Source organism: Streptomyces chilikensis (genome assembly GCF_001642695.1).
Lineage (GTDB): Bacteria > Actinomycetota > Actinomycetes > Streptomycetales > Streptomycetaceae > Streptomyces > Streptomyces chilikensis.
In genome coordinates this window covers 75,599-95,214 of sequence record NZ_LWCC02000005.1, presented here as the reverse complement: position 1 = coordinate 95,214, position 19,616 = coordinate 75,599, and the positions used below count along the sequence as shown (strand labels likewise).

16 protein-coding genes and 1 pseudogene are annotated in these 19,616 nt (G+C 72.7%); 8 read left to right on the top strand and 9 right to left on the bottom strand.

The window, feature by feature from the left end:
* Positions 1-61 precede the first annotated feature (61 nt).
* Positions 62-2,461, bottom strand: coding sequence for an ATP-binding SpoIIE family protein phosphatase (locus tag A2U95_RS00545; RefSeq protein WP_166020285.1), 2,400 nt, complete (start codon positions 2,459-2,461; stop codon positions 62-64).
* Between the two features lie 390 nt (positions 2,462-2,851).
* On the opposite strand from A2U95_RS00545, the gene A2U95_RS00540 reads away from it, so the two are divergent.
* Positions 2,852-3,241 (top strand): hypothetical protein, encoded by a 390-nt coding sequence (locus A2U95_RS00540; protein WP_166020284.1) that lies wholly within the window; start codon positions 2,852-2,854, stop codon positions 3,239-3,241.
* 339 nt (positions 3,242-3,580) lie between these two features.
* Here the strand turns inward: A2U95_RS00540 and A2U95_RS00535 are convergent, their stop codons facing one another.
* Positions 3,581-4,900: an alpha/beta fold hydrolase gene (locus A2U95_RS00535; protein ID WP_206282785.1), complete on the bottom strand. Its 1,320-nt coding sequence runs from the start codon at positions 4,898-4,900 to the stop codon at positions 3,581-3,583.
* A gap of 358 nt (positions 4,901-5,258) precedes the next feature.
* Positions 5,259-6,011 carry an enoyl-CoA hydratase gene (locus tag A2U95_RS00530; RefSeq protein ID WP_166020283.1) on the bottom strand — a complete coding sequence of 251 codons (753 nt, stop codon included), beginning with the start codon at positions 6,009-6,011 and terminating at the stop codon, positions 5,259-5,261.
* 198 nt (positions 6,012-6,209) lie between these two features.
* On the opposite strand from A2U95_RS00530, the gene A2U95_RS00525 reads away from it, so the two are divergent.
* From A2U95_RS00525 to A2U95_RS00510, 4 genes are all read left to right on the top strand, one after another.
* Positions 6,210-7,637 (top strand): amidase, encoded by a 1,428-nt coding sequence (locus A2U95_RS00525; protein ID WP_166020282.1) that lies wholly within the window; start codon positions 6,210-6,212, stop codon positions 7,635-7,637.
* A 201-nt stretch (positions 7,638-7,838) separates the two neighbouring features.
* Positions 7,839-8,651, top strand: a complete 813-nt coding sequence (locus A2U95_RS00520; RefSeq protein WP_166020281.1) for a DUF305 domain-containing protein — start codon at positions 7,839-7,841, stop codon at positions 8,649-8,651.
* Between the two features lie 95 nt (positions 8,652-8,746).
* Complete coding sequence (locus A2U95_RS00515) at positions 8,747-9,220, top strand: carboxymuconolactone decarboxylase family protein (RefSeq protein ID WP_166020280.1); 474 nt, start codon at positions 8,747-8,749, stop codon at positions 9,218-9,220.
* Between the two features lie 225 nt (positions 9,221-9,445).
* The gene (locus A2U95_RS00510) at positions 9,446-10,645 is read left to right on the top strand and encodes a phospholipase D-like domain-containing protein (RefSeq protein WP_166024622.1); all 1,200 of its coding nucleotides are present in this window, start codon (positions 9,446-9,448) and stop codon (positions 10,643-10,645) included.
* A gap of 24 nt (positions 10,646-10,669) precedes the next feature.
* Here A2U95_RS00510 and A2U95_RS00505 read toward each other — a convergent pair whose 3' ends face one another.
* Entirely contained in the window at positions 10,670-11,161 is a 492-nt protein-coding gene (locus tag A2U95_RS00505; protein ID WP_166020279.1) for an AAA family ATPase, read from the bottom strand.
* A 147-nt stretch (positions 11,162-11,308) separates the two neighbouring features.
* On the opposite strand from A2U95_RS00505, the gene A2U95_RS00500 reads away from it, so the two are divergent.
* A complete protein-coding gene (locus A2U95_RS00500) occupies positions 11,309-11,824 on the top strand; it encodes an SRPBCC family protein (protein ID WP_166020278.1) in 516 nt (171 codons plus the stop codon).
* A gap of 195 nt (positions 11,825-12,019) precedes the next feature.
* A pseudogene (locus A2U95_RS00495) lies at positions 12,020-14,212 on the top strand (FdhF/YdeP family oxidoreductase); the annotation flags it as partial.
* On the opposite strand, the gene A2U95_RS32305 reads toward A2U95_RS00495, so the two are convergent.
* The 5 genes from A2U95_RS32305 to A2U95_RS00470 form a co-directional block, all read right to left on the bottom strand.
* Positions 14,119-15,501 carry an IS30 family transposase gene (locus A2U95_RS32305; protein ID WP_420856935.1) on the bottom strand — a complete coding sequence of 461 codons (1,383 nt, stop codon included), beginning with the start codon at positions 15,499-15,501 and terminating at the stop codon, positions 14,119-14,121. The pseudogene A2U95_RS00495 and the gene A2U95_RS32305 sit on opposite strands and share 94 nt — an antisense overlap.
* A 34-nt stretch (positions 15,502-15,535) precedes the next feature.
* A complete protein-coding gene (locus A2U95_RS00485) occupies positions 15,536-15,766 on the bottom strand; it encodes a DDE-type integrase/transposase/recombinase (protein WP_166020277.1) in 231 nt (76 codons plus the stop codon).
* Positions 15,763-16,149: an IS3 family transposase gene (locus tag A2U95_RS00480; RefSeq protein WP_166020276.1), complete on the bottom strand. Its 387-nt coding sequence runs from the start codon at positions 16,147-16,149 to the stop codon at positions 15,763-15,765. The genes A2U95_RS00485 and A2U95_RS00480 overlap by 4 nt, the downstream gene beginning before the upstream one ends.
* Entirely contained in the window at positions 16,146-16,454 is a 309-nt protein-coding gene (locus A2U95_RS00475; protein WP_166020275.1) for a transposase, read from the bottom strand. Before A2U95_RS00475 ends, A2U95_RS00480 begins: the two co-directional genes overlap by 4 nt.
* A 68-nt stretch (positions 16,455-16,522) precedes the next feature.
* Complete coding sequence (locus A2U95_RS00470) at positions 16,523-17,044, bottom strand: Pycsar system effector family protein (RefSeq protein ID WP_166020274.1); 522 nt, start codon at positions 17,042-17,044, stop codon at positions 16,523-16,525.
* Between the two features lie 333 nt (positions 17,045-17,377).
* Here A2U95_RS00470 and tap point away from each other — a divergent pair, with 333 nt between their 5' ends.
* Positions 17,378-19,615: a telomere-associated protein Tap gene (gene tap, locus A2U95_RS00465; protein WP_166020273.1), complete on the top strand. Its 2,238-nt coding sequence runs from the start codon at positions 17,378-17,380 to the stop codon at positions 19,613-19,615.
* Position 19,616 lies beyond the last annotated feature (1 nt).

The following is a 19,616-nucleotide window of genomic DNA, read 5'->3' as shown; positions in this document are numbered from 1 at the left end:
GGGCGCGGGCGCGGGCGCGGGCGCGGGCGCGGGCGCGGGCGCGGGCGCGGGCGCGGGCGCGTCACCCGAGGTCGGAGGGGTAGGTCTGCTCGGTCCAGATGGTCTTGCCGTCCAGGGTGTAACGGCTGCCCCACCGGTCCGCGAGCTGGGCGATGAGGAAGAGGCCCCGGCCGCCCTCGTCGGACGTGCGCGCACGGCGCAGGTGGGGCTGGGCCTGGCTGGGGTCGGACACCTCGCACACCAGGCGGTCGTCCTTGACCATGCGCAGGCCGATGGGGCCGCCCGCGTAGCGGATGGCGTTGGTGACCAGTTCGCTGATGATCAGCTCGGTGCCGAACGCCATCTCGTCCAGTCCCCACTCGGCCAGCTGCCGGGCGGTCAGATCGCGGGCCCGGGACGCCTGCTCGGGGTCGGCCTGGAGCTGCCAGTACGCGGTCCGGTCGGGCGGAACCCGGCCGACGCGGGTGAGGAGCAGGGCGAGGTCCTCCTGGCGGGGCTCCCGGTTGAGGTCGCGCAGCAGCCGCTCGGCGAGCCGGGAGAGGGGGGTGTCGTCCCGTGCCGCGGCCAGGGCGCTGCCGTGCAGGTGGCCCAGGTCCGGGGTGTCCTCCGGCGCGACGCCGACCGGGGGGCCGCTGTGCAGGACCAGGACGTCACCGGGCTGCAACGTCAGTTCGACGGGGTCGAAGGGTTCGGCGCCGCGTCCGAGCCGTGGTCCCGGCCGCACCACCGGATCGGACACGGTGGCCGAGTGCCGGCGGACGAGGACGGGGCCGGGATGACCGGCGGACGCCATGTGGCATTCCCCGGTCACCGGGTCGTAGGTGACGTAGAGGCAGGTCGCGCCGTACAGGGAGCCCGCGAGCGGGCGTCCCTCGGACCGGTCGCCCTCGCCGAGCCGCTTCACCAGGTCGTCCAGGTGGGTGAGGAGTTCCGCGGGCGGCAGGTCGAGGTCGGCCAGGGTCTGCACGGCGGAACGCAGCCGCCCCATGGCGGCGGCGGCGTGCATCCCGTGGCCGACGACCTTGCCCGCCACCAGGGCGATCCGGACGCCCGACAGGCGGACCACGTCGTACCAGCTGCCTCCGGTGCCCGCGGGCGTACTGGCCGGGGCGTACAGGCCCGCGGTCTCCGCGGCGGACGTGCGCGTGTCCGGAGCGGGCAGCAGGCTGCGCTGGAGCGTCTCGACGGTGTCGCGCTCACGGGCGTAGCGCCGGGCGTTGTCCAGACTCAGGGCCGCCCGGGAGGCGATCTCCTCGATGAGCGGCACGTCGGTGGCGGAGTACGGCTGACGGCCGGCGCCGCGCCACAGGCCCAGCACGCCCAGGATGTGGCCGCGCGCCATGAGCGGCACGAACAGGGCCGAGGTGGCCGAGGCGGGGAAGAGCAGGCGCATGCGCTCCGCGTCGACCGGGAGCTCGTCGGAGAGGGCCGCGAGGTCGGGCACCACCATCGTTCCGACCGAGCCGAGGGCGTCGCTCTCGAGGTCCCGGACGCGCAGCTCGTCGCCCAGCTGGTAGATCTCCGCCGGCCACGTCCCGTCCGCCGAGGCGACGGCCGCGCGGCGCAGCTTCATGCCGGGTTCCATCCTGGAGGTCTCGCCGCTCCGCAGCACCGTGTCCGACACGTCCGCGCACGCGTGGTCGGCGAAGCCGGGGACCAGGACCGCGACGAGTTCCTCGGCGTTGCGGGTCACGTCCAGGGACTCCCCCAGGCGGTTCGCGGCGGCGTGCAGCAGGGTCAGCCGCCGCCTGGCGGCGAACTGCTCGGTGACGTCGACGAAGAGCGCCGCGACCCCGGCGGGCTGTCCGGCGGCGTCGTTCAGGCGGAACGCCGAGACGGAGACCCACTGGTCCGCGGTGCCGCCACGCCGGCGAGCGGCGTGTTCGAAGTCGACCAGCGGCTCGCCGGTGCGCAGCACCTCCCGCAGCCGCCCGTCGATCACCTCGGCGTCCTTGGCGACCAGGACGTCGGACAGCACCAGGCGTGACGGACCGCCCTGTCCGGACGCGGGCAGCCCGAAGAAGCCCGGGTTGACGGTGGAACAGTTCCCGTCGGGCGCGGCGTCGCGCAGGACGAGGCCGACCCGTTCCTGGGTGAGCAGCGCGCGGACCAGGGCCCTCCCCTGCCGGTGGCGCAGGGCGTGGGAGGCCGGAACGAGGAGGAACAGGTAGGGCACCGCGTCGCTCTGCGGCAGCGGCACCATCGCCACGTCCACGTCGACGCGGTGTCCCCCGGCGTCCCGCACCGCCGCGCCGAACTCCCTGGACCCGCCGTCACCGGCCCATTCCGCGAAGCCGGGCGGCGCGGCGACGAGTTCGTCCATGGGCCGGCCCACGACCTCCTCCCTGTCCCGGCCGGTCAGCTCCCGCACGGTGTCCGTGCACTGCCTCACCACGCCGCCCGCGTCCACCAGGAGGGCCACCAGCCCGCCCGGAGGAACGTTCGTTTCCGGTGGTCGCACGGTCGGACCCACGAAGTCGCCTCACTCTCCACGTTCCGCGCCGATGACGCCCGGGCGTCGCCCGGCGCGCGGCACCGGGAGGAGGAGTCCGCGAGGAAGGGCGCCCGCCGGTGCCGGCCGTCGTACGTCCGGTCGTCCGCCATGGCAGCACGCCGACGGGGATGCGCCTACCCGGCGCGCGGGGGAACGCCGAAAGACGCCGTACGGCGAGGCCCCGGGTGCGCTGGATGGCCGTGTGCGCACGCCCGCCGCCGGTGGCCGGAGCGAAGTGTCCGGCCCTGAAGGGGTGTGAGTGCGGCGATCGGGGCCATCAGGGGAGGAAGGGGGTGTCCGGCGGTCCCGGCCGCCGGAGGCCCCGGTCATCCACCCACCATGAACGGAGTGCCGCTCGTGAGCAGGACAGAGCAGAAGGAACGGTTGACCTCCGGGCTGAAGGGCCTGGGCGGTCAGGCCGGTGAGGGCGGAAAGAAGCTGGGCCGGACGGCCCAGGCGTCCACCGCCCGCGCCACGGCCGCCCTGTCGGGCACCACGGCCAAGGCGCGGGAGAAGGCCGCCGAGGTCGCTCCGCAGATCACCGCCAGGGCGGGTGAGCTGAAGACCCGCGCGGCCGGAGTCACCGGCAAGGTGGGCGAGTCCGTGCCCGCCCCGGTCAAGGCCGGTGCCACCCAGGCGTTCACCGCCGTGCGGACCGTGATGGCCGTCGGCCGTTACCGCACCGCCCTCATGACGGGTGCCGGCGCCGCCCTCGTCTGGATGGTCGTCCGCCGCAAGCGCGGCTGACCGCTGTGGTTCCCGCAGGCGTCGGGGGCCGGTTCGCCCGTCGGGCGGCCGGCCCCCGTGCCGTGTGCGGGGAGGGGTGCGGGGCCGTCGGAGGGTCGGCGCCCCGACGCGGCGCGGCTCCGGGGTGGTCTCCACCGGGAGGACCGCGTCCGGTGCGCCCGGCGCCTCGGTGACGTAGGCGTACGGGTGGCCGGCGACCGCCCGTCCCACTTCCGTGCGCGCCGAAGCGGTGCGCGAACTCGACGCGCTCGCCGACGCGCGGGCGGCCCCGTCCGCCGAGCGGCGGCCCGCCGGTCGGCGGACCGTCGGTCGGCGGACCGTCGGTCGGCGGACCGTCGGTCAGTGGTCGTTGAACTGCACGGAGATCCGGTCGGTGCTCGACGGCCAGGCGGGCACCCTCAGCACGTCGACGCGTCCGCCTTCGTTCCGCGGGCGGGACACCAGGGTGAGCGGCCGGGACCACCGGGAACCGGCCGGCAGGTACACGTCCACCCCGGTGAGGAACGGGGTCTCGAAGAAGGGCGACAGCGGGGCCGAGAGATCGGTGACCCCGTCGGAGCCGGCGTCGAAGGCGAAGACGCCGATGGTCCGCTTGGCGCGCGGGGTGTTGGCCGCGTTCAGCAGCTGCGTGCCGTTGACGGAGAGGGTGTCCCCCGCCGCTCCCTGGTCGCCCCACCACTCCTTCTGCCGGCTGATGGTGAGCGCCGCGTGCCCGTCGCCGGTCTCGACCTGGCCGGAGACGCCCTCGCCGGGCCGGCTGGTGAGCAGCCGCACCAGGTGGTCGGAGCGTTCGAACGGCGGGAAGTACAGGTGGTGGGTGGAGTTCTCGCCCCAGACCAGCGCGAACTCGTAGTGGGCCGACCCCCTGGCCCTCACCGGCCCCCAGGCTCCGTCCGCCCCGAGGACCTGGACCGCCTCCGGCCCGCCGCCGAGCCGGGCCCCGGTGAGCGGGTCGACCCGGTGGATCTCCAGCCGCACGCCTTCCACCGGCACGTTGGAGGGGAACAGCTGAGCTTGGCCCGCCAGGGTGATGTGCAGCTCGGGCACGACGCGGGTGGTGCGCGGGGCCTCGCCGTGGAAGAAGCGGTAGAACGCGGCGAAGGTCTCCTCGGAGGTGACCGTCTCGGTGTGGCCCTGACCGGGGAAGTACACGTTGCGCGCCCCGCCGACGGCGCGGGCCGGGTCCCCCTCGCCCCAGACAGCCAGGGTCGGCACGCCGCCGGGCAGGTCGGGCGAGGTGCGCCCGTCGAGGTTGACGTAGTGGGCGACCTTGGCGGCGCGGTCCGGGGAGCTCCGGAGGTAGCTCTGCATCAGCAGGGTGCCCAGCGAGTGGGCGAGGAGGTCGACGCGGTCGGCGCCGCTCCGCCCGAGCAGCCGGTCGATCCGCGCGTCCAGCGCCGTGTACACCGCGTCGGGGGTGGTGGTGGCGAAGGTCGAGTCGTACTCGTGGGCCTCGATCAGCGCGGCCGGGAAGCCGTTGCCGGTCAGCCGCCGGGCCTGCGTCTCGAACTGCCCGCCGGAGCCGCTGGATCCGTGCACGAAGATCACCGGACGGAGGGTGTCCGCGTCTCCGGCGCCGTCCTGCCCGGCCAGGGCGGGCGTCGGCAGCGCGCAGAGCACCACCAACGCGGACAGCAGGGCGACGACCCGTGCGAGCACGGCGGCTGCCGGCGCGGACCTTCGTGCCGCGGCGGCCCGCGACCCGGTGTCCTGCGATGCGGCGCCCTGTGACGCGGCGCCCGGCGCTGCGGCGTCCTGTGACGCGTCTCGTGACGCGGTGTCTCGTGACGCGGTGTCTCGTGACGCGGTGTCTCGTGACACGGTGCTCCACCTCTCGCACACGGCTCGGGAACGGGCTCGTCCCGGCACCTTCCCGAGGGCTCCCCGCCGCGGCAAGACGGACCGGGCGAGAACTGTGCCGGGGCCCATCGCGGCGGCCCCGGGCACGACGGGCGCACAGCCGGCCGTGCCCGGGACCCCGCCGTCCCGGCGGGGCCCGCGGCTCCCGGCCGCGTGCTCAGCGCCTGCGGAAGCGCTCCACCGCCCGCTGGATCTCCTCACCGGTGGCCGTGGACGCCTGGGCCCAGGACTCGAACTCCAGCGTCGCGCCGAAGTCGCCGGTCCGGGCGATGCCCACCGCCCGCTTGATGTCCCGTACCAGCGCGGGGTCCACCGCCGCCCAGCGCTCGGTGAGTTCGCGGGCCGCCGCCGCCGGGTCCTCGGCGACGCTCAGCGCCACTCCCTCCCGCACCGCCTCCTCGGCGCCCAGCGTTCCGCCGTCCAGCAGCAGGGCGAGCGCCTTCTGCGGCCCCAGCGCGTCGACCAGGAACCAGGTGCAGCCGCCGCCCGGGTGCAGCCCGATGCGGGTGAACGTCGCCGCGAACGAGGCCCGTGGCCCGGCCACCCGGACGTCGCAGGCCATCGCGAGGTTGAACCCGGCCCCCACGGCGGGCCCCTGCACCGCGGCGACGGTCGGGATCCTCAGCTCCCGGAGGCCGAGGAAGCTCCGGTACACGCGGTGCAGGTGCTCGCGCACCTCGGCCACCGGCCGCCCCGCGTCCCCGAACAGCGCGGGCAGGTCCGCCCCGGCGCAGAAGGCGGAACCGGCCCCGGTGACCACCAGGGTCCGGGCGCCCGGATCACCCGCCACCGTGGCGACGGCCTCGCCGAGTTCCCGGCACATCGTCTCGTCGAGACAGTTCCGGCGGTCCGGATCGTTCAGCGTCAGCGTCCAGCGGCCGCCGTCCTCGACCAGGTCGACCTTCGTCATCCGCGCCCCTTCCTCGCTTCTCCCCGGCCGGTGCCGGGGTCCGGGGGAACCTATCTCCCACCTCGGTCCTCACGCACCACGGGGCGTCGCCACGGGGCGGTCGCCGCCTTCCGCCGGGGTCTGTCCGGCCCGTCGGCGGCCCGAGTACGCTCGCCGTGCCCCGGGCCCGGGGTGACCGCTCGACGTACGGAGGACCCGATGACCGCAGCCGACGCGTCCCTCGACCCGGTGCCGGACGGCCCGCCCGCGCCGGTGCTCGCCTTCCGGGACGACGCGCTCGGCACGGACGACGCGGTCGCCCTGCTGGCGCGGCTGAAGGCGGGCGAGGTGAGCGCGGCGGAGGTGGCGCGGGCCGCGGTGGAGCGGATACGCGCCGTGGACGGCCGGCTCAACGCGATGCGGGTGGAGGCCTTCGAGGCGGGCACCGCCCCGGTCCCCGGTGACGGCCCGCTGGCGGGCGTCCCCACCCTGGTCAAGGACAACACCACCTACGCGGGCCTGCCCACCGGTCACGGCACGGCCGCCTTCACGCCCCGCCCGGCGTCCCGGCACGCCCCGTTCACCCGGCAGTTCACCGCCACCGGGATGACCGTGCTGGGCAAGACCCGCCTGCCGGAGTTCGGCTTCAACGCCAGCACCGAGTTCGAGGACGCGGAACCGGTCCGCAACCCGTGGAACACGGAGTTCTCGGCGGGCGGTTCCTCCGGTGGCAGCGCCGCCCTGGTCGCGGCCGGGGCCGTGCCGATCGCGCACGCCAACGACGGCGGCGGCTCGATCCGCATCCCCGCCGCCTGCTGCGGTCTGGTCGGGCTCAAGCCGACCAGGGGCCGCATGGCCGCGAACGAGACGGGGCGCAGCCTGCCGATCGACGTGGTCGTGGACGGGGCGGTGACCCGCACCGTGCGCGACACCGCCGCCTTCCTCGCCGCGGCCGAACAGGTGAGGCCCGCACCCGAACTGCCGCCCATCGGCAGGGTGGAGGGACCGGGAGGCAGGCGGCTGCGCGTCGGCCTGCTCCTGGACTCCCCCACCGGAACGGTCACCGACGACGTCACCCGCGCCGCCGTCACCGCCGCGGCCACCACGCTGGAGGGTCTCGGGCACCGGGTGGAGCCGTACCGGATGCCGCTGGACGCGCGGTTCGAGGAGGACTTCGTCACCTACTGGGGCATGCTGGCGTTCCTCGCCGGCGCCACCGGCCGCCTCCTGATGGACCGGCGCTTCGACCGACGCCGGATGGACGGCCTCAGCCAGGGCCTGCGCGGACAGTACCTCCGGCAGTGGCGTTCGACGCCGGGCGTGCTGCGGCGCCTGCGGCGTGCGGCGCGGGAGGGCTACGAGGACGCCGCCCGGTACGACGTGGTCCTCTCCCCCGTCCTCGCCCACACCACGCCGCGGCTGGGGCACCTGTCGCCGGCCGTGCCCTTCCCCGAGCTGATCGCACGCCTGAAGTCCTACGTGGCGTTCACGCCGGTCAACAACGTGTGCGGCAGCCCCGCGATCTCCCTGCCCGGCCCGGGGCGGACGCCGGACGGCCTGCCGGTGGGAGTGATGCTCTCGGGGCGGATCGGGGAGGAGCGGACGCTGCTGGAGGCGGCGTACGAACTGGAGGCGGCGGGGAGCTGAGGGCCGGGGCCGCACGGCCACGGCGGGCCGGGCGACGGGCCTGCGCGGGACGGCCGCGCGGGACGGCGTCCGCGGGAGGGGCGGCCACGGGTGGCGTACCACGACGGGCCGGGCGACGGGCGTGCCGCATACGCTGATGCCGCCCGGCCGGCCGCCCCGTCCCCCGCCCCCACCGGGGCCGTCCCCAGGAGCCGCACCACCATGAGCACGCACCCTTCCCCGGCCCGAGCGTCCGCCGCGGTGGCCGTCGCCGTCGCCGCCGCCCTGTCGCTGGCCTCCTGCGGCGCCGACAGCGCGTCGTCCTCCGGCCCGACGCCGGCCGGCAGCCCGACCGCCTCCCCCTCCCCCACGGGCACCGGCCAGGCGCACGACACCCAGGACGTGTCGTTCGCGCAGGGCATGATCCAGTACCACCGCCAGTCGATCGAGATGGCGGACCTCGCCGAGACGCGGGCGCAGTCCCAGCAGGTCAAGACGCTGGCGCGGGACATCGAGCAGGAGCAGGAGCCGCAGGTCCAGCAGCTGACGCAGTGGCTCGACTCCTGGGGGGAGCCCGTCCCCGAGGCCAGTCCGACCGGCACGGCGAGTCCGACGGACACCGGGAGCCCCACCGGTACGGAGAGCCCCACCGGTACGGAGAGCCCGACGGGAACCGGGAGCCCGGGCCCCACGGACACCGGAAGCCCCACCGGCACCGGCAGCCCGACCGGCACCGGCAGCCCGACGGACACGGCCAGTCCCACCGGCACCGCCAGTCCCACCGGCGGGGGCGCCATGCCCGGCATGGCCACCGAGGAGGAGCTGAACCAGCTCCGTCAGGCGTCCGGCACCGAGTTCGACGACCTGTTCGTCTCCCTGATGACCGAGCACCACGAGGGCTCCATGGAGCTGGCCCGCACCGAGACGGAGCAGGGCGAGTACCAGCCCGCCAAGGACATGGCGCGGTCGATCCTCGACACCCAGTCCGGGCAGGTCCGGGAGATGGGGACGATCTCCGGCCAGGGCACCGAATAGGCGTGACGCAGGTCACGGCCCAGGGGTGTCACATCCCGTCGCACCCGTTCCGTCCAGCTGGTGAACCCGTTCACACGGCCAGGAGGAACCTCGAGATGGAACCCCGTATCAATGCCTTCGGCAGCCCGCTGGCGACCGGTTTCGTGAAGCGACTCGGCGCGGCCGGCAAGATCCTGACCGACTCGTCGGTCCCGGTGCTCACCCAGGAGCTCGTGAAGCTGCGCGCCAGCCAGATCAACGGGTGCGGCTTCTGCACCGACATGCACGCCAAGGACGCCGCGGCTGCCGGGGAGAGCCAACTGCGCCTGAATCTGGTGGCGGCCTGGCGGGATGCCACCGTGTTCACCGAGGCGGAGCGCGCCGCCCTGGAACTCGCCGAGCAGGGCACCCGGATCGCCGACGCGGCCGGCGGCGTCACCGACGAGGCGTGGGCCCACGCCGCCGAGCACTACGACGAGGAGCAGCTCGCCGCCCTGGTGGGGCTGATCGCCCTCATCAACGCCTACAACCGGCTCAACGTGATGCTGAGGATGCCGGCCGGCGACTACCGTCCGGGCCAGTTCGACTGAGCGGTCCGCCCGGCCCGGTGGCCCGGCACGGCGCCGGCCGGCCCGCGGAACACCCGCGGGGCGGCCGGGGCCGTGCCGCCCGTGGGGCGGACCTGGCAGGTTTGGTGAAGAGACCCAGGGGCAGGTGTGGCTTCCGGACCCGGTGCCCATGCCCTTCCGGGTCTCCCGCGACGCTTTGCGCCGTGCGGCCGCCCCCAGTGTCACGGAGGTCCGGCGGTGAGCCCCCTGCCGATATCCCAGCCCTCTCCCGGAGCCGCGGACGCGGCCGAAGACGCGCAGGTGGTGCGCCTGCGACGGCGCCTGGAACGGCTGCTGGGCGTCGCGGCGACCGAGGGGAACGAGCTGGTCCCGCTGCGGAACGGCGACGAGATCTTCCCGGCCATGCTGGAGGCCATCCGCGGGGCGGAGCACACCATCGACATGATGACCTTCGTCTACTGGCGTGGCCAGATCGCCCGCGACTTCGCCGCCGCGCTCGCGGAGCGGGCCCGCGCGGGCATCCGGGTGCGGCTGCTGCTCGACGGCTTCGGCGCGCAGAGGATCGAGAAGGACCTGCTGGACGGCATGGACGACGCCGGGGTCCAGGTCGCCTGGTTCCGCAGACCGCTCTGGCTGTCGCCGTTCAAGCAGAACCACCGCTGCCACCGCAAGGTGCTCCTGGTGGACGAGACCGTCGCCTTCACCGGCGGCGTCGGGATCGCCGAGGAGTGGGCGGGCGACGCCCGCAGCCCCCAGGAGTGGCGCGACACCCACGTCCGGCTCCGGGGCCCCGCGGTGGACGGGCTCGCGGCCGCGTTCGCGCAGAACTGGGCCGAGTCGCACGACGACCTGTTCGACGAGCGCGACCGCTTCCCCAGCCAGCCGCAGTGCGGCTCCGCGGTGGTCCAGGTGGTCCGGGGATCGGCGTCCATAGGGTGGCAGGACATGCAGACCCTGCTGCGGGTGATGCTGACCTCCGCCGAACAGCGCTTCCGGCTGGCCACCGCCTACTTCGCCCCGGACTCGTACTTCGTCGACCTCCTCTGCGCGACCGCGCGGCGCGGCGTGGAGGTGGAGGTCCTGCTGCCCGGTCCGTACACCGACCAGCGGGCCTGCCAGCTCGCCGGCCAGGGTTTCTACACGCGCCTGCTGGACTGCGGCGTCTCGATCCACCAGTACCAGCCGACCATGCTGCACACCAAGATCGTGACCGTGGACGGGGTGGCCTCCCTCGTCGGGTCCACCAACTTCAACCGGCGTTCGCTGGAGCACGACGAGGAGGTCATGCTCGCGGTGCTCGACAGGGATTTCACGGCGACCCTGGACCGGGACTTCGACGCGGACATCGAGCGCAGCGTGGCCATCGACCGCAAGCGGTGGCGTCGCCGCGCGGCGGTGCAGCGCCTGAAGGAGGCGTCCGTGACGCCGATCCGCCGCTTCCTGTGACCCCGCCCGGCGCCCCGGGGGCCGTCAGGGCCGCCCGGTGGGGGCCGGGCGCACATCGAAGCCGCCGCGTCCGTCGAGGCGGACCTCCAGGACGGCGTCGAAACCGTCCGCCGTCGTGGGGCGCCGGAGCTTGCGGAAGGTGGCGCGGACGCCGACGTCGGGCACGCGGGCGGCGTCCGCGCGGGCGGCGTTCCGGCGCAGCGAGCCGGCGAGGTCGGGCGGGAACCAGTACGCCGTCACGGTGGCACCGTGCGCGTGCCCGGCCTCGATCAGCGGACCCCACTCCTGCGGCCCCGGGTTGGTGTTGTCCACCGCCACCGGCAGTCCGGCCTCCAGCGCCTCCGCCACCTGGCGCATCTGCCGCGACTGCTTCCCGCGCGCCCGCCGCGGGAAGAGGTCCTTGCTGACCAGGGCGTACCGGTGGGCCAGGCAGCGCACGTAGAAGGTCGACTTCCCCGACGCCTGGAGCCCGACCAGTACGGCCACGTCTGGCCGGGCCTCGCCGCTCGACGCCATCACGCCCTCCTGGAACCGCCCCGCCCTCGCGTGCCGCCCGCCCGGCGCCTGTGTGTCCCGGTGTCCGGCCCTCCAAACCCCGCCCGGCATGGGACGGCGTTCCCGGGGGACCCGGATCCCCCAGCGCGGCGAGAAGACGGCGAGGCCATGAGCGTTATCGAACAGTCGATCGATGTCGAGGTCCCGGTGCGCGTGGCGTACAACCAGTGGACCCAGTTCAAGACCTTCCCCCGGTTCATGGACGGGGTGAAACGCGTCGACCAGACGCAGGCGGCCCTGACCCACTGGGTGACCCGGATCGGCGGCCGGACCGTCGAGTTCGACGCCGAGATCGTCGAGCAGGTCCCCGACCGGCGGATGCGCTGGGAGGCGCTGGACCCGCCGCGGCACACCGGGACGGTGACCTTCGAGCCGCTGGACGGCGAACGGTGCCGGGTGACCCTGCGGATCGAGGCGGAGGGTTCCCACGGGCTGCTGGAGCGGCTGGCGGCGACGCTCGGGCTGGTGCGGCGCTGGGTGGACGGTTCGCTGAGCTGTTTCAAGGAGTTCGTCGAGGGCCAGGGCCGTGAGACCGGCACCTGGCGCGGCGAGATCAGCGGGAGCCACGTGCGTCCGGGTTCCCGTCACGCCACGCGCGAGGTGCCGACCTGGCCCACCGGCTGACCGGCCGGTGGCAGGCGGCCGGTGGCAGGCGGCCGGTGGCAGGTGGCAGGTCACCGGCTTTCATCGAAGAGTTGAGGAGAGATCACGTTGCAGAAGTCTTCGAGCGACGGACCCGGCGGTGAGCGGAGCGACGACCGCCTCGAGGTGACACCGCCCAAGACGTGGGCCGCGGGCGTGCCGGCGGTGTATCACGCGATGGAGTACTCCCTCTCCCAGACGTCGCCCCGCCGCACGGGACTGACGTTGCTGAACCTGAACCAGGAGCCCGGGTTCGACTGCCCGGGCTGCGCGTGGCCCGACCCCGCCCCGGGGAAGCGCCCGATGAACGAGTACTGCGAGAACGGGGCCAAGCACACCAACGACGAGGCGACCTCGCGCCGGGTGACGCCCGAGTTCTTCGCCCGGCACTCGGTCGACGAGCTGGCCGCGAAGTCGGACCGGTGGCTGAACCAGCAGGGCCGGCTGACCCGGCCCATGGTCAAGCGGCCCGGCTCCCGCCACTACGAGCCGATCAGCTGGAGCTCGGCCCTGGAACTGCTGGCCGACGAGCTGCGGGGCCTGGACTCCCCCGACGAGGCCGTCTTCTACACCTCCGGCCGCGCGAGCAACGAGGCGGCGTTCGTGCTGCAGCTGTTCGCCCGTGCCTTCGGCACCAACAACCTGCCCGACTGTTCCAACATGTGCCACGAGTCCAGCGGCTCTGCCCTCAACGAGACGCTGGGCATCGGCAAGGGCGACGTGAGCCTGCCGGACATCCACCACGCCGACCTGATCCTCACGGTCGGCCAGAACCCCGGCACCAACCACCCGCGGATGCTCTCCGCGCTGGAGGAGACCAAGCGGCGGGGCGGCCGCATCGTCGCCGTGAACCCGCTGCCGGAGGCCGGGCTGGCCCGGTTCAAGAACCCGCAGAAGCCGCGGGGCGTCGTCGGGCGGGGCACCCAGATCGCCGACCGGTTCCTGCACATCAAGGTCGGCGGCGACCTGGCGCTCTTCCAGGCGCTCAACATGCTGCTCCTGGAGGCGGAGGAGGCCGCCCCCGGCACGGTGCTCGCCCACGAGTTCATCGGCACGCACACCAAGGGTTTCGAGGAGTTCGCCGAACACCTGCGCGCCTCGTTCTCCTGGCCGCGCGTGGAGGAGGCCACCGGGCTGACCCGCGCGCAGATCGAGGAGGTGCGCGACATGGTGCTGGAGAGCCGGCGGGTCGTCGTCTGCTGGGCGATGGGGATCACCCAGCACAAGCACGGCGTGCCGACCATTCGGGAGATGGTCAACTTCCTCCTGCTGCGGGGCAACATCGGCCGCCCCGGCGCGGGCGCCTGCCCGGTGCGAGGTCACTCCAACGTGCAGGGCGACCGCACCATGGGCATCTGGGAGCGGATGCCGGACTCCTTCCTCGACGCCCTGGGACGGGAGTTCGACTTCGAGCCGCCGCGCGAGCACGGCCTGGACTCGGTGAACGCCATCCGCGCGATGCGGGACGGCAAGGTCAAGGTGTTCCTGGGGCTCGCGGGCAACTTCGTGCGGGCCACCCCGGACAGCGAGGTCACCGAGGCGGCGATGCGGCGCTGCCGGCTGACCGCGCACATCTCCACCAAGCTCAACCGCTCGCACGCCGTCTGCGGCGAGACCGCCCTGATCCTGCCGACGCTGGGCCGCACGGAGCGCGACGTGCAGGCGGGCGGCGAGCAGTTCGTCACCGTCGAGGACTCGATGAGCCAGGTGCACGCCTCGCGCGGAGTGCTGGAGCCGGCGTCCAAGCAGCTGCTGAGCGAGGTCGCCATCCTGAGCCGGCTGGCCCGTGCCACCCTGGGCGACAAGGTGCCGGCCGCGCGGTGGGAGCGGTTCGAGGCGGACTACGGCTGCGTCCGCGACCACATCTCGCGGGTGGTCCCGGGATTCGAGGACTTCAACACCCGGGTCTCCCGGCCCGGTGGCTTCGGGCTCCCCAACCCGGTGAACGAGGGCCGCTTCCCCACCCCGAGCGGCAAGGCGCTCTTCAGCCGCAACGAGTTCGAGGCGCTGAGCGCCCCGGAGGGCCACCTGATCCTCCAGACGCTGCGTTCGCACGACCAGTGGAACACCGTGCCGTACACGGACAACGACCGGTACCGCGGCATCCACGGGTCGCGCCGGGTGGTCTTCGTCAACCCTGCGGACCTGCGCGCCCTGGGACTCGCGGAGGGCGCCGCCGTCGACCTGGTCGGTGTCTGGCGCGACGGCGTCGAGCGCCGCGCGGAGGACTTCCGCGTGGTCCCCTACCCCACCTCGCGGGGCTGCGCGGCGGCGTACTACCCGGAGACCAACGTGCTGGTGCCGCTGGACAGCGTGGCCGACATCAGCAACACGCCCACCTCCAAGGGCGTCGTGGTCCGCCTGGAGCCGCGCGAGCGGGCCGCGGCGGCCGGGGCGGAGGCCCTGACGGGGGCGGTGGCGGCCTTCGGGAAGTACTGGCGCAGGAGCCCGTTGGTGTTCTCGTTCGTGCCGCGCTGCCACGGACTGTGAGGATCGGCGAAGAACACGGGAATGCCGGTCTCGACTCTGAACTGGGCGTGCGCCGACAGCTCCTTTCCCCGGTCCCACGTCAGCGACCGTGCCAGTTGCCCAGGCAGTGACGACATCGCGCCGGCAAGGGCGTTCTTCATGGTGATCGCCCCGTAGCCGGCCAGCGCGGGCCCGTTCTTGACTGTGTGCTTGTGCCGATAGCCCTCCTCACGGGGGAGGTGGATCAGCATCGTGAACCGAGTGGACCGCTCGACGACGGTGCCGATCGCAGAACGCTCCAGCCCGATGATCAGGTCGCCCTCCCAATGACCGGGAACGGCGCGGTCCTCGGCCTCGGCCGGCCGTTCGCTGATGAGCGTTTCGGGTGTGACGTGTGCCCAGGTCTTCCGACGCGAGCGAGCACGCGGTGCCCGCAGTGCACGGCCCGTGCGAAGGCACAGGATCAGCTCGCGCTTGAGCGCTCCGCGGCCCTGAATGTAGAGCGCCTGGTAGATCGCCTCGTGGCTGATGCGCATGGACTCATCATCCGGGAAGTCGAACTTGATCCGGTGCGCTATCTGCTCCGGACTCCACGCCTGCACCCACGCACGGTCCTTGCGGTGCGGCTTGTTCCGTCCCGTCCACACACCGGTCGCAGGACCCGCGACCGCCCTGCCGCCGGGCGTGCTGATCTGTCCGGACAGTCGCTCCTGGACATACGCGTGCAACCGCGGATTGGCTACCAGCTTCGCCGTCTTCGGGCGGCGTGCGGCCATGTCGGCCTTCCACTGCGCGACCGACGCCCGGTAGTCGAGCTTTCCGCACCTGGTGGCCGCGTTGCGTCGCAACTCTCGGGAGATCGTCCCTGGGTCACGGCCGACGTCCCGGGCGGTCTCACGCACGCCCTTGCCCTGGGCCTTGAGAAGCGCGATCTCTTCACGCTCACGGAAGGACAGGTACCTGCCAGAAGACGGCGTCGGGTCGAACGGTCGCATGCCGCCACACTGCCGGAACCAGCGTGTGGCCACTGCCGGCGCCACACCAATGACAGCGGCGGCTTCCTCGGCCAGAAGCCCTTTGGCGATCTCCGCCCAGAACGCCGCTTCGACGTGCCGCTGATACTTCGGATGCCCCGGGGACCTCAACTTCGGACGCACCGCTCGATCCGCTGCCTGCTGACGACGAACCATCCAGCACTCCTGCAGTCAGGGGGTGTTGCGACGATCAGTTGAATCCGCCCTGGCAGCCTCTGTCGGAGTGGAACGTCAGTCCGGGCCGGGGCTTTCGGGTCTGCCAGGCGGCGGTGAGGGCTTTGGTGACCAGGGAGGTCCGCAGGTGGTCGGCGGTGGCCCGGCCGACGACCTTGCGGGAGGCGATGTCGATGACGGTGGCCAGGTAGAGCCAGCCCTCCGAGGTCGCGATGTGGGTGATGTCGCCGCACCATCGTGTGTTCATCCTGGTGGGGGGGCGAAGTCGCGGTTCAGGAGGTCGGGGCGGAAGGTGGCGTGGGGGTCGGGGACGGTGGTGCGGACGCGGCGTCGGCGGCAGCGGCCGGTGAGGCCGGCTTCGCGCATCGGCCGGGCGATGCGGCGTCTGCCGCATGACGTGCCCGCCTGCTGGAGTGCGGCGTGGATGCGCGGGGAGCCGTAGGCGCCGCGGGAGCCGGCGTGGACCTGGCTGATCCGTTCGGTGAGTCCGGCGTCCTGGCGGCGGCGTTCGGAAGGCTTGTCGGAGCGGCGGGCGCAGAAGGCGGCTCGGGAGACCTTGAGCAGGTCACAGGCTCTTTTGACGCTGTGACCTGCGTTTTTCTCCGCCTCGATGAACGGGTGGACGTTCACCGGGTCTCCTTCGCGAAGAAAGCTGTGGCTCGCTTGAGGGCCTCGACGTCCTCGCGCAGCCGGCGGTTCTCCCGTCGCAGAAGGGCCAGCTCGTCCCGTTCGGCGCTGGTCAGGCCGTTCTTCTCACCCGCGTCGATCTGGGCCTGGTTGACCCACAGCCGCACCGCGGTCTCCGTCAGGTCGAAGTCCCGGGCGACCTGACCGATCGTGCGGTCACCTCGCCGGCACAACTCGACGATCTCGGCCTTGAACTCCGGTGTGAACGAGCGGCGAGGGCGTGGCTTCTTCTTCCCCATGCTCTCCATGGTGGACATCCTTCCGGGGGCTCAACCCCTGATCTCGGATGTCCGTCAAACTGAAGCAAGCTCAGATCTCAACCGGGGACGTAGGCCACCAACAGTGCAATTCCGGCCACTGTGAGGGCGGTGGCGAGCAAATCAACTGCGATGCGGACCATCCGGAACTTCCGCCGTGCAAGAACAGCCATCACCGCCAACCGTTCCTCCTCCCCATGCAGTCGATCGTCATCGCTCATAGCGGCAAGAGACGCGATCAGCGGCAAGACATCCGTGCCTCGCTGCCCGCCGAGCAGCTTTCCGGGAGAACTCGGCCGGGGAAGCACCGGACGAAGAGCCCGCAAAGCCGTGCCCGTCGCTGCTGTCAACACGATCGACGCCCACAGCAGAGCGACAACCAGACCTTGGGGAGCTGCGTCCATTCCGGACAGCACTCCCACACAGGCGGCCAGGAGCCCTCCTGCGGCTCCGCACAGCGCAGTGGCCTTGCCGTCAGCTCGCTGCAACTCGACCATCATGTCCGCGATCATGGTGCGCAGCCGCTGCACCGACTGCTGATCCGCCCCGCCGCGCCACCGGTCCTGCTGTCCATCCGCCACCCCCGGCATCTGAAGAAGTCTTGGTCGTCGTTCCGGCCGGTTCGACTGTGCTCCGTTCCGTCCGGTGACTGTGCCCACCAGCGGGCACAGCCCAGGCGTCGTCCATCACGCAGTAGACAGGGCGTGTGCCAAGCCGCCGAGGAGCCGTTGCCTTCCTGATGTGCAGGACCGTAGTGACCAGACCTCTGGGCGGGAGTCGGCCCGCCCGAACTGGCCATCGCTTCGGCTGTAACGCACACCACAACTGCATCCGGGCATTCCGTACGCGATCCGTACGCTAAAAGTACGCGATGCGTGCGCTAAGCGGGATAGGGTAGGGGCAGGAGGTGTCCCATGTCCGAGTTGTTCGACGCGGTCGACGCGCTGGTGGCGTCCCGCTCTCCGCTACCGCCGGCGGAGGAACGCAAGCGGCTGCGCGTCGCACACGGTCTGACGCTGGACGAGGTGGCCACCGCGCTGAAGGTGCGGCGGGCCACGGTCTCCGGCTGGGAGTCGGTGAAGAAACCGACCGAGCCGCGAGGCCCGGAACGTGAGGCGTACGCGCGACTGCTGCGGCAACTCGCGGAGCTCTACCCTGCTGCGCCAGCATCCGAGCAGCCGGTCACCCCGCCACCCGCCAGGTTTACCGGCGCGGCACCCGACCCGACGGAAACGCGAACTCCGCCCACGGGCCAGGCCCTCGAGGCCACGGCCGGGGCCACAACCCAGAACACCCAGCCCCCTGCTCCCGTCGCGGCTGCTCCGGCCGCCGCATCCCGCCCGGCACGCACCGCCAGGACGCCGTCGGCGTCCCGCCCCCCGGGCGCGAAAAAGGCTGCTCCGGCCAGCACCCCGGCGGGCGTTGACCCGCGGTTCGAGAACGGACCGCTGGCCGTCGTCGACGTCGCAGACGGCAAGACGGTGGCGTACTGCACCGGCGGCCTGATCCTGGACGTGCCTGCCAAGAGCATCCCGGCCCTGGTCGACTGGACGCTCAAGGATGCAAGGCTCGGGCAACCGAAACTGTCGGGGCCGGGCAAGGACGCCGACCCGCTGCTGGTGCTCACCGAGGCCGCGCTGGAACGCTACGGTCTGCCCGTCACGCTCACGGAAGAGGAACGGCTCGCCGGGCGTCTGCCGGAGAGCCACAAGGTCGTCAAGCAGCTCGCGCGAGCGGAGTGGAAACTGACCAAACGCGGTTTCGGTCCGTGGGCGCGGATCTACCGTCCCGCGACCGGTTCGGAGCGTGCCTGCGTGCAGCTGTGCATCCCGTCCTGGCACGCGCTGGACACTCGGCACTGGGGCAAGGCCGGGCAGCTTCCGCCGGCCGAACTCGCCCGCGTGCTGGGCGTCTACGCGTCCCGGGTGATGACGCCGCGCGGTTCCGCAGCCGTAACCGGTCTGGAACTGATGACTGCGTTGCATCCGCCGACCCGCGCCTCCGAAGCCGATGAGACAGGCAAGCGGCACTCCGAACACAACCCCGGCTCGCTGGGCAAGAACCCGGTCGACCCGGCGCCGTGCGAGGCCCCCGACGGTCACCCGGTCCTCAAGGACCTGCCTCGTTTCCACGTCCGCGGCCCGGCCGAGAAGCTGTTCGAGGAAGCCTACGACTGGGCACGACCGATGACCGACGACGAGTGCACCATGCGGCACTTGGTCGGCATCGACGTCAACATGGCCTTTGCCGCCGGAGCCAATGGCCTGACCGTCGGCCTCGGCGCACCGACGCACGTCAAGAACCCCACGTTCGACCCGAAGCTGCCCGGCTCCTGGCTGGTCGACCTGTCCCATGTCGACCTGTCCCGCGTCAAGATCGGCAAGGAGTGGGCGCAACTGGACGCAGACCTGCTGCCCAGTCCGTTCACGCCTAAGGGGGAACGCCCCGAAGGGCCGGCCTGGTACGCCACTCCGACCGTGGCGTACGCGGTGGAGCTCGGCTATGAAGTCCGCCCGACCGAAGCATGGGTGCGGCGGGAGAACGGCCGCTACCTGGACGGTTGGTACAACCGGCTCCGTGACGCCTACCTCGCCACCATGGCCGACCTCGGCGTCCACGCCGACATGGAGCCGGCCGACTTCCTCGCCGCGATGGACAGCTACAAGGACCGCGACCCGGAGCTGGCGCTCGTCGTCTCCGCCATCAAAGCGACGGTGAAGGGCGGCCTGGGCAAACTGCGCGAGCGGCCCCGGGGCGAGGGCTGGAGGCCCGGCGAACCCTGGCGGGCCCTGTCCCGCCCGACATGGCGGCCGGACATCCGCGCCGCGGTCATCTCCCGCACCCGGATCAACCTCCACCGCAAGATCGTCAAGCACGCGGCGTTCACCGGCCAGTACCCCATCGCGATCCTGTCCGACTGCGTCGTCTACGCGGCCGCCGGACCCTCGCCGCTGGACTTCCTGCCTTACCGCGACGGCAAGCCGCTGCCCGGCGGGTTCAAGCTTGGCATCAACCCGGGCCTGGTCAAGCACGAGGGCACCCAGCCGCTGTTGTGGGGCGAGGAGGTCCGCGAGCGGTTCAACGCCCCGGAACTCAACCTCGCCCGGTACATCAAGGACGGCACCGTCACCGACGCCGACAACGGAGAGTAGG

Bases quoted from the DNA above. Each gene is read 5' to 3' on its own strand.
- A2U95_RS00530 (WP_166020283.1), bottom strand. From the start codon at position 6,011: ATGACGAAGGTCGACCTGGTCGAGGACGGCGGCCGCTGGACGCTGACG.
- A2U95_RS00525 (WP_166020282.1), top strand. From the start codon at position 6,210: ATGACCGCAGCCGACGCGTCCCTCGACCCGGTGCCGGACGGCCCGCCC.
- A2U95_RS00520 (WP_166020281.1), top strand. From the start codon at position 7,839: ATGAGCACGCACCCTTCCCCGGCCCGAGCGTCCGCCGCGGTGGCCGTC.
- A2U95_RS00515 (WP_166020280.1), top strand. From the start codon at position 8,747: ATGGAACCCCGTATCAATGCCTTCGGCAGCCCGCTGGCGACCGGTTTC.
- A2U95_RS00505 (WP_166020279.1), bottom strand. From the start codon at position 11,161: ATGGCGTCGAGCGGCGAGGCCCGGCCAGACGTGGCCGTACTGGTCGGG.
- A2U95_RS00500 (WP_166020278.1), top strand. From the start codon at position 11,309: ATGAGCGTTATCGAACAGTCGATCGATGTCGAGGTCCCGGTGCGCGTG.
- A2U95_RS32305 (WP_420856935.1), bottom strand. From the start codon at position 15,501: ATGGTTCGTCGTCAGCAGGCAGCGGATCGAGCGGTGCGTCCGAAGTTG.
- A2U95_RS00485 (WP_166020277.1), bottom strand. From the start codon at position 15,766: ATGAACACACGATGGTGCGGCGACATCACCCACATCGCGACCTCGGAG.
- A2U95_RS00475 (WP_166020275.1), bottom strand. From the start codon at position 16,454: ATGGAGAGCATGGGGAAGAAGAAGCCACGCCCTCGCCGCTCGTTCACA.
- tap (WP_166020273.1), top strand. From the start codon at position 17,378: ATGTCCGAGTTGTTCGACGCGGTCGACGCGCTGGTGGCGTCCCGCTCT.